This window comes from Solwaraspora sp. WMMA2056 (genome assembly GCF_030345095.1).
In the GTDB taxonomy this organism is placed as follows: domain Bacteria; phylum Actinomycetota; class Actinomycetes; order Mycobacteriales; family Micromonosporaceae; genus Micromonospora_E.
Genome location: NZ_CP128360.1, coordinates 6,543,116 through 6,557,028 on the forward strand (window position 1 = coordinate 6,543,116; position 13,913 = coordinate 6,557,028).

A 13,913-nucleotide genomic window follows, 5' to 3' on the forward strand; every position below is an offset into this window, starting at 1 on the left:
AGAACTCGGGACAATAGGGACCGATATCGACGCGCAGTGATCAACTGACCACCCAGGAACGATCAGCCGTCCGCCCAGTCGTCCGCCCAGCAGACGGCCGGCTACGGACGGGCCGGCTACGGACGGGCCGGCTACGGACGGGCCGAGCCCACCGGCCGGCCGCCGGCCACCCACGCCGCCGCCGCCGGCTCCGGCAGCGGCCGGGAGAAGAGATAGCCCTGCCCGAAACCACAGCCGAGATCGCCGAGCAGATTCCGCTCCGCCACCGTCTCGATCCCCTCGGCCACCACGGCGAGCTCGAGGTTGTGCGCCAGCCGGATGATCCCGTCCACCAGCGACCGCTGGCGCGCGGAAAAGGCCATCTCCGCCGTGAACGACCGGTCGATCTTCAGTACGTCGATCGGCAGCTGCCGCAGATAGCTCAACGACGAGAAGCCGGTGCCGAAGTCGTCGATGGCCATCCGTACCCCGAGTTCGCGCAGCTGCGCCAGATCGGACCAGATGTCGTCCTCACTGCCCAGCAGCAGGCTCTCGGTCAGCTCCAGCATCACCTGCTCCGGCGGCAGGCCGGCCTCGGTCAGCGCCCGACGTACCGTGCCGACGAACCCGGTGACCCGGAACTGCCGCGCCGAGACGTTCACGCTGATGTACGGCGCGTCCCCCGGCGCCGCACCCACCTGCCACTGGGCGGCCGCCGCGAACGCCCGACGCAGCACCCAGTCCCCGATCGACTCGATCAGGCCGGTCTCCTCGGCCACGTCGATGAACTGGTCCGGGCGCAGTAGCCCCAGCGTCGGGTGCTGCCACCGCAGCAACGCCTCCAGGCCGACCGCGCTGCCGGTGGCCAGTTCCACGATCGGCTGGTACTCGACGACGAAGTCGGTCTCCGGTGCCGCCCGTTCCAACGTCGTGCGCAGCTCCATCCGCCGGACCAGGCTGACGTGCAGGGCCGGCTGGTAGCGCCGCCAGCGTCCCTTGCCCGCCCCCTTCGCCACGTAGAGCGCGAGGTCGGCGTGGCGCAGCAGGTCGTCGGTGCCGCCAGCGTCCTCGGTGGTGGCGACACCGACGCTGACCGCGCCGCCGACCAGGCGGCCGGCCAGCCGGAACGGCTCCGCGAAGGCCGCCACCACCCGCTGGGCGGCCTGCTCCACCTCGGCCGCGTCGACCGCGTCGTCGATCAGAGCAGCGAACTCGTCCCCGCCGAGCCGGGCCGCCGTGTCGGCCGATCCGAGCGTCGCCGCCAACCGGTTGGCCACCGCGACCAGCAACTCGTCGCCGGCCTGGTGTCCGAGGGTGTCGTTGACGACCTTGAAGTCGTCCAGATCGATGAAGAGGACACCGACGGTGTGCCCGCCCCGGTGGGCCCGCGCCACCGCCTGCTGCACCCGGTCGTGGAAGAGCACCCGGTTCGCCAACCCGGTCAGCGAATCGTGGAACGCCCGGTGGGTCAGCTCCTGCTCCAGCCGCCGCCGCTCGGTGACGTCGCGCAGGGTCAGCACCAGGCCCCGTACCGTGCGGTCCGACCGCAGGTCCCGGCAGCTCACCTCGACCTGTACGGTGCTGCCGTCGGCGTGCCGCAACCGCCAGTCCTGCCAGTCGTGTGGCTCGCCGGAGGTCCGGACCAGGTCGAGTCCGTCGATCACCCGGTCGTGATCCTCCGGGTCCACCAGGTCGGTCACCGGTCCGCCGTCCGGTGCCGGGCGGCCGAGCACCGTGCTCACCGCCGGGCTGGCGTACCGGATCCGGGCCTGCCCGTCGACGATCAGGATGATGTCGGCGCTGTTGAGCACCAGGGTGCGGAAGTACGCCTCGGCGTCGCGCCGGTTGATCTCGTCGCTGAGCCGGACCCGTTCCAGCGCCGTCGCGGCGTGACTCGCCAGCACCTCGATGCTGTCGCGCAGCGTACCGAGGACCGGCGTCTCCGCCGCCACCAGCAGCACGCCGGCGCGCGGACCCGCGACGTCGTCGACGCCGGCGGGCCGCCGGCCGGGCTGCGCGGGCACCGTCGCCGGTGTCGTCGGGCGGCGCTCCGGCAGCACCAGCGGGCAGAGCAGCGCGAACGGAAACGACCCGAGTTGCCGGGCCAGCCCCGGGGTGAGGGCCGACCGGCGCAGCATCCGGGACCGCCGGACCGCCGCGCTCGGCGGCAGCAGCGCGTCGCCCGCAGTCGCCGGCACCGACGGCCCCCAGATGCTGGTGGCCAGTGCCGGCACCCCGCCGGCACGGTTGACCACCAGCACCAGCCGGTGGGCGACGCCCTCCGGAACGATCTGCGCCAGGCCGGCACGGACCGCCCGGTCCACCTCGGCCGCGTCGGCGGCGGAGACCAGGGCCGCGCAGGCGTTGCGCAGCCCCTGCTCGCGGCGCACCGTCTGGCGGTGCGCCGCCAGCACGTCACCGAACCGGCTGAGCACCAGCGCGAAGACCACCGCCGAGGTGATGGCCAGCATCGCGCCGTCGCGGACCTGCCCGGTCAGCGACTCGACTAGCAGGATGGTCGGCGCGATCAGCGTGGCCAGGACGAGCAGCACCGCCCACGGCCGACTCACCTTGCCCTGCTCCAGCTCGGCCGGCTCGGACAGCTGCGCCATCGACGGTTGCAGCCCGGCCGCCCCCCAGGTCAGGTAGAGCAGCAGCCAGCCCAGCTCGATCGGTCCGCCCGGCTGCCACGGCCCGCCGAGCGTGGTCAGCCCGTACAGGATGTCGCTGACCAGCATCCCGGCCGCACCGGTCAGCAACAGCAGCAGCGCCGGAGTGCGACGATTCGTGGCCAGCAGCCGAATCGTCACCGCGAGGACCAACAGATCACCGAGCGCGTACGCGGCGAGCAACGACCGTTCGACCGGGCTCAAACCGTCAGCGGTGATGTACGGCCCGACGATGAAGATCCAGGCGAGCAGCGCCGCGGTGCACAGAAATGTGAGAACGTCGAGCAATCTGGCCCGATCGCCGATCTCCCGATTGCCCTGGGTCAGCAGGAACAACCCCACTGCGGTGAGGACGAAAACCGCGAGGTAGAAAAGCTCGGCGAGCACCGCGCCGGGACGCAGGGCGTACGTCGTGTCGCCGGCGGCCAGAGCGACCACCGCAGCCGCCAGGCACCACCAGGCTGCCGGCCGCTTCGGCCGGTGCCGCCGCAGGCCGACGACGATTCCACCGGCGCTGAACGCGCCGAGGAGCGGCCAGAGGACCGGATGCCAGGCAGGGGCCGCGAAGATCCCCGCCGACAACAGGATCATCACACCGACGTACGCGCCGGTGAATTTTCGGACCGACACGAGCCTCCCCTCTGGCCGGACGCGGACGAACGCCGGACGACGGTCGACACGCCGGTGCCCGGCGCACATCCGGCACGCGGCTACACATCCACCGCTCGGTTTACCAGTCCGACAAGGAGTTGGCCATACTTCTGCCGGTCAATGGTCGTCGAACGATGGGTCGTAAGGGACCCGGATGCGATTTCCCGATTGCGTCGGCGACCGTCCGGTAATACGGCACCACCTGGGCTGATCATTGGCGCCGGGCGGCGCAGCGGTCACCGCGCCAGGCTGCGCGGCCGTCACCGCGCCAGGTCCAGTACCGCCGGGGCGGAGATGGTGAACCGGGCCTCCACGACGGCGTGCACCGTCTGCGTCTGCGGATCGAGGTCGAGATGCGGGACATCGTCGGCGGCCAGCTCCGTCGCGGCGAACGTCCGGCCGGCGGCGCGCAACATCATCGGCTGCGGTGCCGCCATGCCGTGATCGGCCAGCTCCACCAACCCGGTCACCTCGGCACCGAGGGCCTCGGCGTAGTCGCGGGCCCGGGCGATCGCCTCGTCGATCGCCGCCCGACGCGCCTGGCCGTGCACCGGACTGGTCGGCCGCAGCGCCCACCAGGGACCGCTGACCTGCACCTGGTCCTGGTCGGCCAGGCGCAGCATCAGCTCACCGAGAATGGTGAAGTCGACCACGGTGACGGTGGTGGTCACGCTGGCGTGGTAGGCGGCGACCCGCTCACCGGAGCGTTTCCACTCCGGACGTACCTGCAGGGCACCGGACTCGCGGCGCTCGATCGCCGGACCGTACCCGTCGATCAGGGCACGCACCGCGTCGCCCCGCTCGGCCAGTCGGGCCAGGGTGCCCGGCCGGTCCTTGCCACGTGCCGAGGCCGTCACCGCGAACCGGGCGAGCTCGGGGGCGACCTCACGGACCACCTCGCCGCGTACCGCCACCACCGGAGCGCCCGCCATCGCACCAGCCTAGCCGAGCCGGGCCACGGCGGCGGCCACCCGCTCGTCGGTCGCCGTCAACGCGACCCGGACGTGCCGCTCCCCCGCCGGTCCGTAGAAGGCGCCGGGTGCGGCCAGGATGCCCCGGTCGGCGAACCAGTCGACCGTCGCCCAGCTGTCCTCACCCCGGGTGATCCACAGGTACAGGCCGGCGGTCGAGTGGGTCACGGTGAAGCCCGCCCCGGTCAGTGCCGTACGGAGCAGTTCCCGGCGGGCCGCGTACCGCTTCAGCTGGTCGGCCACGTGGGTCTCGTCGGTCAGGGCGGCGATCATCGCCGCCTGCACCGGCGCCGGCACGATCATTCCGGCATGTTTGCGGACCGCGAGCAGCTCGGCGACCAGGGCCGGATCGCCGGCGACGAAACCGGCCCGGTACCCGGCCAGGTTGCTGCGCTTGGACAGCGAGTGCACGGCGAGCAGACCGGTCAGGTCGCCGCCGCAGACCTCGTCGTGCAGCACCGAGACCGGCTCGGCCTCCCAGCCCAGCGAGTGGTAACACTCGTCACTGGCGACCACCGCGCCGCGCTCGCGTGCCCAGTCGACGACCTTGCGCAGGTGGCCGGTGGGCAGCACCTGCCCGGTCGGGTTGCCGGGCGAGTTGACCCAGACCAGACCGACCCGGCTGATCGGCCCGAGGGCGGTGAGCGAATCGGTCCGCACCACCTCGGCACCGGCCAGCCGTGCCCCGACCTCGTAGGTCGGGTAGCAGACCGACGGCACCACCACGACATCGCCGGGGCCGAGCCCGAGCAGCGTCGGCAGCCAGGCGACCAGCTCCTTGGAGCCGATCGTCGGCAGCACTCCGAGCCCGTCGGCGGACGCGCCGCACTCCCGGACGCACCAGTCGCGGATCGCCCCGCGCAGCGGCGGGCTACCCGCCGTCAGCGGGTAGCCCGGGGTGTCGGTGGTGCCCCGCAACGCCGCCTGGACGGTGGCCGGCACCGGGTCGACCGGCGTGCCGACCGACAGGTCGACGATGCCGTCCGGGTGGGCGGCGGCACGGGCCTTGACCGGCTCCAGCCGGTCCCAGGGAAAGTCCGGCAGACCGGCGGCGAGGGATCCGCCACCGGTCACGGCCCGCCGCCCGGCCACGAGCTCCGCCGGCGTCGCGGTCAGTGCCCCTCCCCGCGCGGCGGCTGACCCGCGACGAACGGAGTGTCCTTCTCGATCTTGCCGACCTTGGAGGCGCCGCCGGGCGAACCGAGATCCTCGAAGAACTCGTAGTTCGCGGTGGTGTAGTCCTTCCACTGCTCCGGCACGTCGTCCTCGTAGAAGATGGCTTCCACCGGGCAGACCGGCTCGCAGGCACCGCAGTCGACGCACTCATCGGGGTGGATGTAGAGCATCCGGTTGCCCTCGTAGATGCAGTCGACCGGGCATTCCTCGATGCACGCCTTGTCGAGCACATCGACGCACGGCTCGGCGATGATGTATGTCACTGGCCTTCCTTCCCGCACGACATGCCGCGATCGCCCGCGGCCGTAACGAGCCTAGTATCTCGCCGGGGAGGGGGTCGATCGTGCTCCGGAGACAAGATGTGGGACGCCGCGTGGTAGTCCGCACGAACACCGGTACCGGTGCGGACCGGCCGCGCTACACCGACCTGCTCGGCCTGCTCGTCGAGTTGACCGGGACCGACCTCACGGTGCTCACCCGGCACGGGCCCCGGCAGGTCCCGCTCGCCCGGGTGCACCGGGCGAAACTGGTGCCACCAGCACCGGCCGCCGCCGCCGGAAGCCGGGCCGGAGCCACCACTGGAAGCCGGACCGGAGCCGGAGCCGGGGCGATGGCCGACCCGGCCGAGGTACACCGACTGGAGGCGGCGGCCAACGAGTCGTGGCCGGCGCCGGTGCAGCAGCGGCTCGGCGACTGGCTGCTGCGGGCCGCCGACGGCTGGACCGGTCGGGCCAACACCGCGCTACCGCTGGGCGACCCCGGCCGGCCACTGGCCGACGCGGTCGACGCGGTGACCGACTGGTACGCCGCCCGTGCCCTGCCGGCGCAGTTCAACGTACCGTTGCCGGCCGCCGCCGACGTCGCCGCCGTGCTCGCCGACCGGGGCTGGCAGGCCCGGCCGCTGGTGCTGGTCCAGACCGCCGACCTGGCCGACCTGCGCACCCGAGCCGACGCGATGAACGCCGGCCCCGACGCGATGAACGACGGCGCGACGGCCGCCGGTGCCACGGCCGCCCGCGCCGACCTGCCGCCGGTACGGCTGGCGTACGAACCGGACGCGGACTGGCTGAGCGTCGTGGCGGCGCGCAAGTCCGCCGGGGAGTCACTACCGGCCGCCGCCCACCAGCTGCTCACCGGCGCGCCACACGTCCGGTTCGCCCAGATCCACGACGCCGGCACCCTGATCGCCGTGGCCCGGGCCACGGTCAGCGCCGACCGTCACTGGTGCGGCGTGTCGCTGCTGGAGGTGGCCCCGGCCGCCCGGCGTCGTGGCCTGGCCCGCCATCTGCTGGGCACGATCGCCGGCTGGGCGCACGACGACATGGGCGCACGACGCGCCTTCCTCCAGGTCGAGCAGCGCAACCCGGCGACCGCGCTCTACACCCGGCTGGGCTTCACCACCCACCACGTGTACGTGCCGTGGGGCCAGGTCAGCGACGCACCACCCGGCGGGGCTTGCTGAGCTTTGTCTCGGCGTAGCGCTGCAGCGACTGCGACCGGTGGTCCAGGCCGAGCGTGATCAGCACCAGATAGCCGAGCAGCGCGCCACCGGCGGAACACCCGCCGTAGAGCCACACCTGTGAGAAGAAGGCACCCGCGCCGTTGGCGAACGGATGCCCGCCGCTGACGAACGGGCCGACCAGGACGGTCAGCAGCAGGCCGATCAGCACCGCCAGCGCCAGGTCGCCACCCCAGCGCTCCACCGGCCGGCGCCGGCCCCAAACGAACGCGACCGTACCGAGCACGAGCCCGATCACCACGAACATCGCCAACGTCAGCCGGTCCTGCGCCTCGGTGTCGGTGCCGAACGCGAACCGGGCGACCAGTCGGGCCACCACGTTGATCGCGAACAACCCGACGGCCAGGATCCCGACCGGCAGCCACCGCTGCCTCATCTCCACCTCCCGGATGCGGAACCGGGAACACTCTCCCGGTACCGGGAATAGTAGAAGCCGTGACCCTTCGGCGTCAGCTCCGCGCACCCGGGCCGGGTGCCGGACGTGGCGACAGGATCGCCCGGAAGGCGATCACCGCGTACGCGATCGCCCCGGCGAAGATCGTCGCGAAGCCGACCCAGTTGTCCCCGGCCAGCAGGATGTCCCCCTCGGTGGTCCCGCCGGCGGCGAGCACCATCACCGCGAACCAGGCGGCCGCCGGCACCGCCACCGCCCACCGGGCCCCCACCGCCCGGATGGCGAACCAGCTGACCAGCACGTTGCCGACCACCGCCAGCAGCACCGACAGGCCGACCAGGTGACCGCCGAGGCGGACCGTGGCGAACTGCAACTCCAGCACCGCGGTGAGCACCGCCGCGACCACCGCGACGGCACCACCGAGGACCCGTACCGTCAGATCCGCCAGCCGGTGCAGCCGGCCCGGTACCGTCGGCGCGGCCGCCGGCACCGGCTGCTCCTGCGTCGCGGACATCGGACCGGACCCACCGGGCCAGGTCACCGCTGCGGCACCTCGGCGACCGGCAGCCCGGCGAACAGGTCGCTCTCCCAGCCGTACGGCCCCTCACCGGGACCGCGTTCGCCGTGGGCGAGGGTGAAGTACTCCATGCCCATGAACTCGCCACCGATGTTGCCGGCCAGCGCGTACAGCCAGGAGTCGGCCGGGATCTGGGTGGCGTGCGCCCGCATCGCGGCCAGCTTCGCCGGGTAGTGGTCGGTGCCATCGACACGGGCGGCGATCTCCGGATCGGGGGTGCCGAACGGCAGGTCGTCGACCTGCTCCACGCCGGCGAACGGATTGTTCGCCGCGCCCCGGAAAGCGTCGATTCCGGCCGCCAGCACGCTCTTCGGCATGGCCGTGAAATAGATCTTGTCGGGAGCGATTCCCTCGGCCGCGGCCAACTCGACCGCCCGCATCGTGACCCGGTGCGCCTGGATGTGGTCCGGGTGGCCGTAGAAGCCGTTGTCGTCGTAGGTGATCACCACCTGGGGGCGGACCTCGCGCACGACCTCCATCAGGTATCCGGCGGCCTCGTCGAGGTCGGCCTGCCAGAACGCCCGCGAATGGTCGTTGGTCGCCAACCCCATCATCCCGGAGTCACGGTAGCGGCCGGCACCGCCGAGGAACCGGTGGTCGGTCACGCCCAGGGCGGCGCAGGCGGCGGCCAGCTCGGCGATCCGCAGGCCGCCGAGCTGATCGGCGGCACCGGCGGCCAGGCCGGCGAACTCGGGTACGTGGATCTCACCTTCCTCGCCGAGGGTGCAGGTCACCAGCGTGACGTGAGCACCGGCGGCGGCGTACCGGGCCATCGTGGCACCGGTGCCGATCGTCTCGTCGTCGGGATGGGCGTGCACCAGCAGAAGCCGATGGGCGGCGGCAAGGTTGGTCACTCGGGGAACTTTACGCCGGACGGGCACCTGCGCGAATTACCGGTCTCATGGCGCACCAGCCGGTTCTACGATCCGGGAGTGGAAATTGCGCAATCGACCGTCCGTACCGGTGATTCCGCCCGTGGCGCGCCCCGGGCGGTGACCGTCGGCGCCGACGGCGCCCGCGTCGTGTTCCTGCGTTCCACCGGGCCGCACGACGAGGCCGACAGTCTCTGGGTGCTGGACACCGACAGCGCCGAGGAACGCCGGATCGCCGACCCGACGGTCCTGTCCGCACAGCGCGGTGGCACGACGCAGCGCGGTGCCACCATCGACCGCTACGTCACCGACCCGGCCGCCCGGATCGCCGTGTTCGCCCTCGCCGGCCGGCTGTGGCGGGCCGACCTGGTCGGCGGCGACGTCGTCGAGGTGCCGGTGGTCGGCACCGCCGTCGACGCCCGGCCCGACCCCACCGGCGAACGGATCGCCTACGTGTCCGACAGCGACGCCGCCGACACCGCCACCCGGCCGGCGACGACCGCCCTCGGCAAACTGCGGGTGATCCATCCCGACGGCCGTGACACGCTGCTCGCCGGCGAGGCCGGCGACATCACCTGGGCACTGCCCGACCCGGGCGCCGCCGACTTCGGCCGCGACCGTGGCTACTGGTGGTCGGCGGACGGGCAGACCATCCTCACCGCCCGGGTGGACCGGTCCCGGTTGCCCCGCTGGCGGTACGCCGACCCGGCGCAGCCGCAGCAGCCCGGCCGCACCGCACCGTACCCACTGTGCGGCGGACCGGTCGCCGAGGTGACCCTGCACCTGCTCGACCTCGACGGCGGCTGGGTCGACGTGCACTGGGACCGGGAGACCTACCCGTACCTGGTGTCGGTCGACTGGTCCGACGGCGGCCCACTGATCACCGTGCTGCGCCGGATGCAGCAGCACGGGCTGGTGCTGTCGATCGACCCCCGCACCGGCGAGACCCAGGTGCACGCCGAACTCGCCGACCCGCGCTGGGTCGAGCCGATCCCCGGCACCCCCTGCTACCTGGCCGACGGTCGGGTGCTGGTCGGCGGCGAACTCGCCCACGACGGCTACGACGCCCGCTGCCTGTTCGCCGACGGCACCCTGCTCACCCCGGCCGCGCTGTACGTACGCCGGGTGGTGGGTCGACTGCCCGGCCGGCAGACCAGCCCCGACCTGCTGATCGAGGCCAGCGACGGGGAGCCCAGCGAGCAGCACCTGTACCGGGTCCGCACGGCGGCCTCCTCCGGCGGGTTGGACGCCGCCCGGGTCACCAGCACACCCGGCTGGCACGTCGGCGCGGTCGGCGGCGACGTGCTCGCCGTCGGCTCGGCCGCCCTGGACCAGCACGGCACCCGGTGGACGATCTGGCGCGGCGACACCGAGATCGGCGTACTGCGCAGCCTGGCCGCCCTCGGCCCGACCGCGCCCCGGCCGGCGCTGCAGCGGGTCACCGACCGGCGGCTGCCCGCCGGCGTGCTGTACCCGCAGAGCCACGTCGACGGCCGGCGACTGCCGGTACTGCTCGACCTCGACGGGGGGCCGGGCCGCCAGCAGGTCCGGGCCCGGCGGGCCGACTGGCTGGGCCGGCAGTGGTGGGCCGACGCCGGGTTCGCGGTGGTCGCCGTCGACGGCCGCGGTACGCCCGGAGTCGCCCCGAGTTTCGAGAAGGTGGTGCACCGCAGGCTCGCCGACGTGCTGCTCGCCGACCAGGTCGACGCGCTGACCGCGCTCGCCGACAAGCACCCCGACCTGGACCTGGACCAGGTCGTGGTGCGGGGCACCGGGTTCGGCGGCTGGCTGGCGGGGCTGGCCGTGCTGCGCCGGCCGGACATCTTCCGGGCGGCGGTGGCCCGCGCACCGATCGCCGACTGGGCCCTGCTGCGCGCCGGGTACGCCGAACGCTACCTGGGGGCGCCGGAGACCGACGGCGAGATCTACCCGCACCACAGTCTGGTCGCGGTCGCGGCGGAACCGCTGGTCGGCGGCGACGAACCGCGCCCGCTGCTGCTGGTGCACCCGCTCGACGACGACGACGTCCCGGTGGCGCACACCCTGCGGTTGTCGGCCGCGCTGCTGGCCACCGGCCGGCCGCACACGGTGCTGCCGGTGGCCGCCGGCACCGACCCGGACTCGGCGGCGGTGCGCCGCGCGGAACGGGAGTTCCTCCGGCAGGCGTTGGGATCGATCGGCTGAGCCGATTGTCGAATAGGGTCGACCGATGACCCACTTCGACGTCGCGACGGCAGCCGTGCAGGCCGCCCTCGACGCGGGCGCCCGGTACGCCGACGCCCGGCTGATGCACCGCCGGTACGAGTCGATGACCGCCCGCAACGGCGAGATCGAGGCGCTGGTCCAGCACAGCGACGCCGGGCTCGGTGTGCGGGCACTCGTCGGATCCAGCTGGGGCTTCTACGCCGTACCGGATCCGTCGCCAGCCGCCGCCCGCGCGGCCGGCGGGCGGGCCGCGAAGATCGCCGCCGCCAGCGCCCTGGTCCCGGGGCCGCCGATCGACCTGGTGCCGGCCGGTGCCGGCACCGCCAGCTGGGCCAGCCCGTGCCTGGTCGACCCGCTCGCGGTGCCGTTGTCGGACAAGGGTGACCTGCTGGTGTCGGCCACCGCGACGATGCGGGAGCACGGCGCGGACCTGGCCGAAGGGCTGTACCAGATCTGGGACACCGAGAAGTGGTTCGTCTCCAGTGAGGGCCACCGGATCGACCAGCGGTTTCGCGAGTGCGGGGCCGGGCTCTCGGCGACCGTGATCGGCGACGGCGAGACCCAGCGGCGGTCCTATCCGTCGTACCGGGGCCAGTACGGCACCAGCGGCTGGGAACTGGTCGACAGCCTGGACCTGCCGGCGCACGCCGCCCGGATCGCCCAGGAGGCGCGGGCGCTGCTGACCGCGCCGCCGTGCCCGGCCGGGGAGACCACGCTGATCCTCGGCGGGGAGCAGATGGCGCTGCAGATCCACGAGTCCGTCGGACACGCCATCGAGCTGGACCGGATCCTGGGCTGGGAGGCGGCGTTCGCCGGGACGTCCTGGCTGGACCTGGCCCAGCTGGGCAGCCTGCGGTACGGGTCCGAGCTGATGAACGTCACCATCGACCCGACCATCCCGGGGGCGTTGGGCAGCTTCGGGTTCGACGACGAGGGCAGCCCGGCGGTCAAGCGGGACGCGGTACGCGCCGGCCGGTGGGTCGGCGTACTGGCCGGGCGGGACTCGGCGGCGGTCGCCGGGCTCGACCACGGCGGCAGTGTGCGGGCCGACGGCTGGTCGCGGCTGCCGATGGTGCGGATGACCAACGTCGGCCTGGAACCGGGCCCGCACACCCTGGACGAGATGATCGCGGCGACCGACGACGGCGTACTGATGGACTTCAACCGGTCCTGGTCGATCGACGACAAGCGGCTGAACTTCCAGTTCGGCTGCGAGATCGGCTGGGAGATCAAGAACGGAAAGCTGGGGCGGATGCTGCGCAACCCGACGTACACCGGGATCGGCCCGGTGTTCTGGCGGTCGATGGACATGCTGTCGTCGGAGAGCGTCGCCTGGGGGACGCCGAACTGCGGCAAGGGCCAGCCCGGCCAGGTCGGGCACACCGGGCATCCGGCGGCCCCGGCCCGGTTCACCGACGTCCGGGTGGGGGTGCGCGGATGAGTCTGGACGCGGGGACGACCGGGGTGGCGCTGTCGCCGGCCGAGACCGAACTGGCGGTGCGGGTGGTGGAACTGGTCCGCCGGGCCGCCGGGCCGGAGGCGCAGGCCGAGGCGTACGTCGACCACCGGGCGCTGGCGCTGACCCGGTTCGCCAACTCGTTCATCCATCAGAACGTGGCCGAGGCGACGACCACGGTGTGGCTGCGGCTGCACGTCGACGGTCGGACCGCGATCGGCTCGACGACGCTGACCGGCCCGGACGGACTGGCCGACCTGGTCGAGCGCACCCTGACCGCCGCGCGGCTGTGCCCGCCGGATCCGGCCTGGCCGGGGCTGGCCGGGCCGGCGCCGCTGCACGCCGCCGGCACCTGGGACGAGGCGACCGCCCAGGCCGGGCCGGACCAGCGGGCCGCCCGGGTGCGCGACTTCGTCGCCGCGGCCGACGGCCTGGAATGCGCCGGCTACTGCCGTACCGTGCACCGGTCGACCGGGTTCGCCAATTCTGCCGGGCAGACCGCCGGTGGTCGTACGGCGGAGGCGGCGATGGACGGCATCGCCCGGGTCGACGGGGTCGACGGGGTGGCCCGGTTGGCGGCGGCCCGGCTGGCCGACGTCGACGGCGCGCGGCTCGGCGCGCGGGCGGCGGTCAAGGCGCGGGCCGGGCGGCACCCGGTCGACCTGCCGGCGGGCCGCTACCCGGTGGTGCTCGAACCGACGGCGGTGCTGGATCTGCTGCAGATGCTGGCCCACTACGGTTTCGCCGGCAAGGCGCACCACGAGCGGCGGTCGTTCGTCACCCTCGGCGAGCGGCAGTTCGACCCGGCGATCTCGCTGATCGACGATCCGGCGGTCGGCGGCGGGGTGCCGTTCGACGCCGAGGGCACGCCGACCGACCGTACGGTGCTGGTCGACGCGGGCCGGTCGGTGGCGCTGACCCACGACCGGCGGACCGGGGCGGCGGCCGGGATGGCGTCGACCGGGCACGCGGTGCCGGGCAGCGTGGTCTGGGGGCCGGCGGCCCAGCACCTGCGGCTGGTCCCGGCCGGCCAGGTCGACCAGGCTCCGGCCGGCGACGGTACGGCGGACGTGGGGCCGGCGGACGTGGGGCCGGCGGACGTGGGGCCGGCGGCGGACGGCAGCGCGGCGCTGCTCGGTGGGATGGAGCGCGGCCTGCTGGTCACCGACCTCTGGTACACCCGGGTGCTCGATCCGCGCAGTCTGGTGGTGACCGGCCTGACCCGTAACGGAGTGTGGCTGGTGGAGTCGGGTGAGATCGTCGCGGCGGTGGCGAACCTGCGGTTCACCCAGTCCTATCCGGAGGCGCTGGCCCCGGGGGCGGTACGTGGGCTGGGTACGCGGCTGACCCGGCTGCCGGACTCCTGGGACGCCACCTCCTGGCACGCCCCGGCGCTGCACCTGGCCAGTTGGCAGATCACCGGCGGTGCCGCCGGCTGACCATC

At 73.5% G+C, this 13,913-nt stretch carries 11 protein-coding genes; 4 read left to right on the forward strand and 7 right to left on the reverse strand.

What is annotated here, in order from left to right:
- Positions 1 to 131: 131 nt before the first annotated feature.
- The 4 genes from O7608_RS29745 to fdxA form a co-directional block, all read right to left on the reverse strand.
- The gene (locus O7608_RS29745; protein WP_289207700.1) at positions 132 to 3,278 is read right to left on the reverse strand and encodes a putative bifunctional diguanylate cyclase/phosphodiesterase; all 3,147 of its coding nucleotides are present in this window, start codon (positions 3,276 to 3,278) and stop codon (positions 132 to 134) included.
- A gap of 281 nt (positions 3,279 to 3,559) precedes the next feature.
- A complete protein-coding gene (locus O7608_RS29750) occupies positions 3,560 to 4,231 on the reverse strand; it encodes an SIMPL domain-containing protein (protein WP_289207701.1) in 672 nt (223 codons plus the stop codon).
- A 9-nt stretch (positions 4,232 to 4,240) separates the two neighbouring features.
- On the reverse strand, positions 4,241 to 5,344 hold the full coding sequence (dapC, locus tag O7608_RS29755; RefSeq protein ID WP_289207702.1) for a succinyldiaminopimelate transaminase: 1,104 nt from the start codon (positions 5,342 to 5,344) through the stop codon (positions 4,241 to 4,243).
- A gap of 38 nt (positions 5,345 to 5,382) precedes the next feature.
- A complete protein-coding gene (gene fdxA / locus O7608_RS29760) occupies positions 5,383 to 5,709 on the reverse strand; it encodes a ferredoxin (protein ID WP_282225692.1) in 327 nt (108 codons plus the stop codon).
- Positions 5,710 to 5,819: 110 nt separating this feature from the next.
- On the opposite strand from fdxA, the gene O7608_RS29765 reads away from it, so the two are divergent.
- Entirely contained in the window at positions 5,820 to 6,908 is a 1,089-nt protein-coding gene (locus O7608_RS29765) for a GNAT family N-acetyltransferase (protein WP_502959151.1), read from the forward strand.
- Here the strand turns inward: O7608_RS29765 and O7608_RS29770 are convergent.
- The 3 genes from O7608_RS29770 to mshB form a co-directional block, all read right to left on the reverse strand.
- Positions 6,877 to 7,341 (reverse strand): hypothetical protein, encoded by a 465-nt coding sequence (locus tag O7608_RS29770; protein ID WP_289207704.1) that lies wholly within the window; start codon positions 7,339 to 7,341, stop codon positions 6,877 to 6,879. The two genes, O7608_RS29765 and O7608_RS29770, sit on opposite strands and share 32 nt — an antisense overlap.
- A gap of 73 nt (positions 7,342 to 7,414) precedes the next feature.
- On the reverse strand, positions 7,415 to 7,873 hold the full coding sequence (locus tag O7608_RS29775) for a hypothetical protein (protein WP_289207705.1): 459 nt from the start codon (positions 7,871 to 7,873) through the stop codon (positions 7,415 to 7,417).
- Positions 7,874 to 7,896: 23 nt separating this feature from the next.
- Positions 7,897 to 8,790, reverse strand: coding sequence for an N-acetyl-1-D-myo-inositol-2-amino-2-deoxy-alpha-D-glucopyranoside deacetylase (gene mshB / locus O7608_RS29780; protein WP_289207706.1), 894 nt, complete (start codon positions 8,788 to 8,790; stop codon positions 7,897 to 7,899).
- Positions 8,791 to 8,868: 78 nt separating this feature from the next.
- Between mshB and O7608_RS29785 the strand changes: the two genes are divergently transcribed.
- The 3 genes from O7608_RS29785 to O7608_RS29795 are packed head-to-tail and all read left to right on the forward strand — an operon-like array spanning position 8,869 to position 13,908.
- Complete coding sequence (locus O7608_RS29785) at positions 8,869 to 10,992, forward strand: S9 family peptidase (protein ID WP_289207707.1); 2,124 nt, start codon at positions 8,869 to 8,871, stop codon at positions 10,990 to 10,992.
- Between the two features lie 25 nt (positions 10,993 to 11,017).
- On the forward strand, positions 11,018 to 12,454 hold the full coding sequence (locus tag O7608_RS29790) for a TldD/PmbA family protein (RefSeq protein WP_289207708.1): 1,437 nt from the start codon (positions 11,018 to 11,020) through the stop codon (positions 12,452 to 12,454).
- A complete protein-coding gene (locus O7608_RS29795; protein WP_289207709.1) occupies positions 12,451 to 13,908 on the forward strand; it encodes a TldD/PmbA family protein in 1,458 nt (485 codons plus the stop codon). The genes O7608_RS29790 and O7608_RS29795 overlap by 4 nt, the downstream gene beginning before the upstream one ends.
- The last annotated feature ends 5 nt before the right edge of the window (positions 13,909 to 13,913 follow it).

What these genes read in the sequence shown, in the direction of transcription:
- O7608_RS29770 (WP_289207704.1), bottom strand. Translation starts at nt 7,341, where the DNA reads ATGAGGCAGCGGTGGCTGCCGGTCGGGATCCTGGCCGTCGGGTTGTTC.
- O7608_RS29790 (WP_289207708.1), top strand. Translation starts at nt 11,018, where the DNA reads ATGACCCACTTCGACGTCGCGACGGCAGCCGTGCAGGCCGCCCTCGAC.
- O7608_RS29795 (WP_289207709.1), top strand. Translation starts at nt 12,451, where the DNA reads ATGAGTCTGGACGCGGGGACGACCGGGGTGGCGCTGTCGCCGGCCGAG.
- O7608_RS29775 (WP_289207705.1), bottom strand. Translation starts at nt 7,873, where the DNA reads ATGTCCGCGACGCAGGAGCAGCCGGTGCCGGCGGCCGCGCCGACGGTA.
- O7608_RS29750 (WP_289207701.1), bottom strand. Translation starts at nt 4,231, where the DNA reads ATGGCGGGCGCTCCGGTGGTGGCGGTACGCGGCGAGGTGGTCCGTGAG.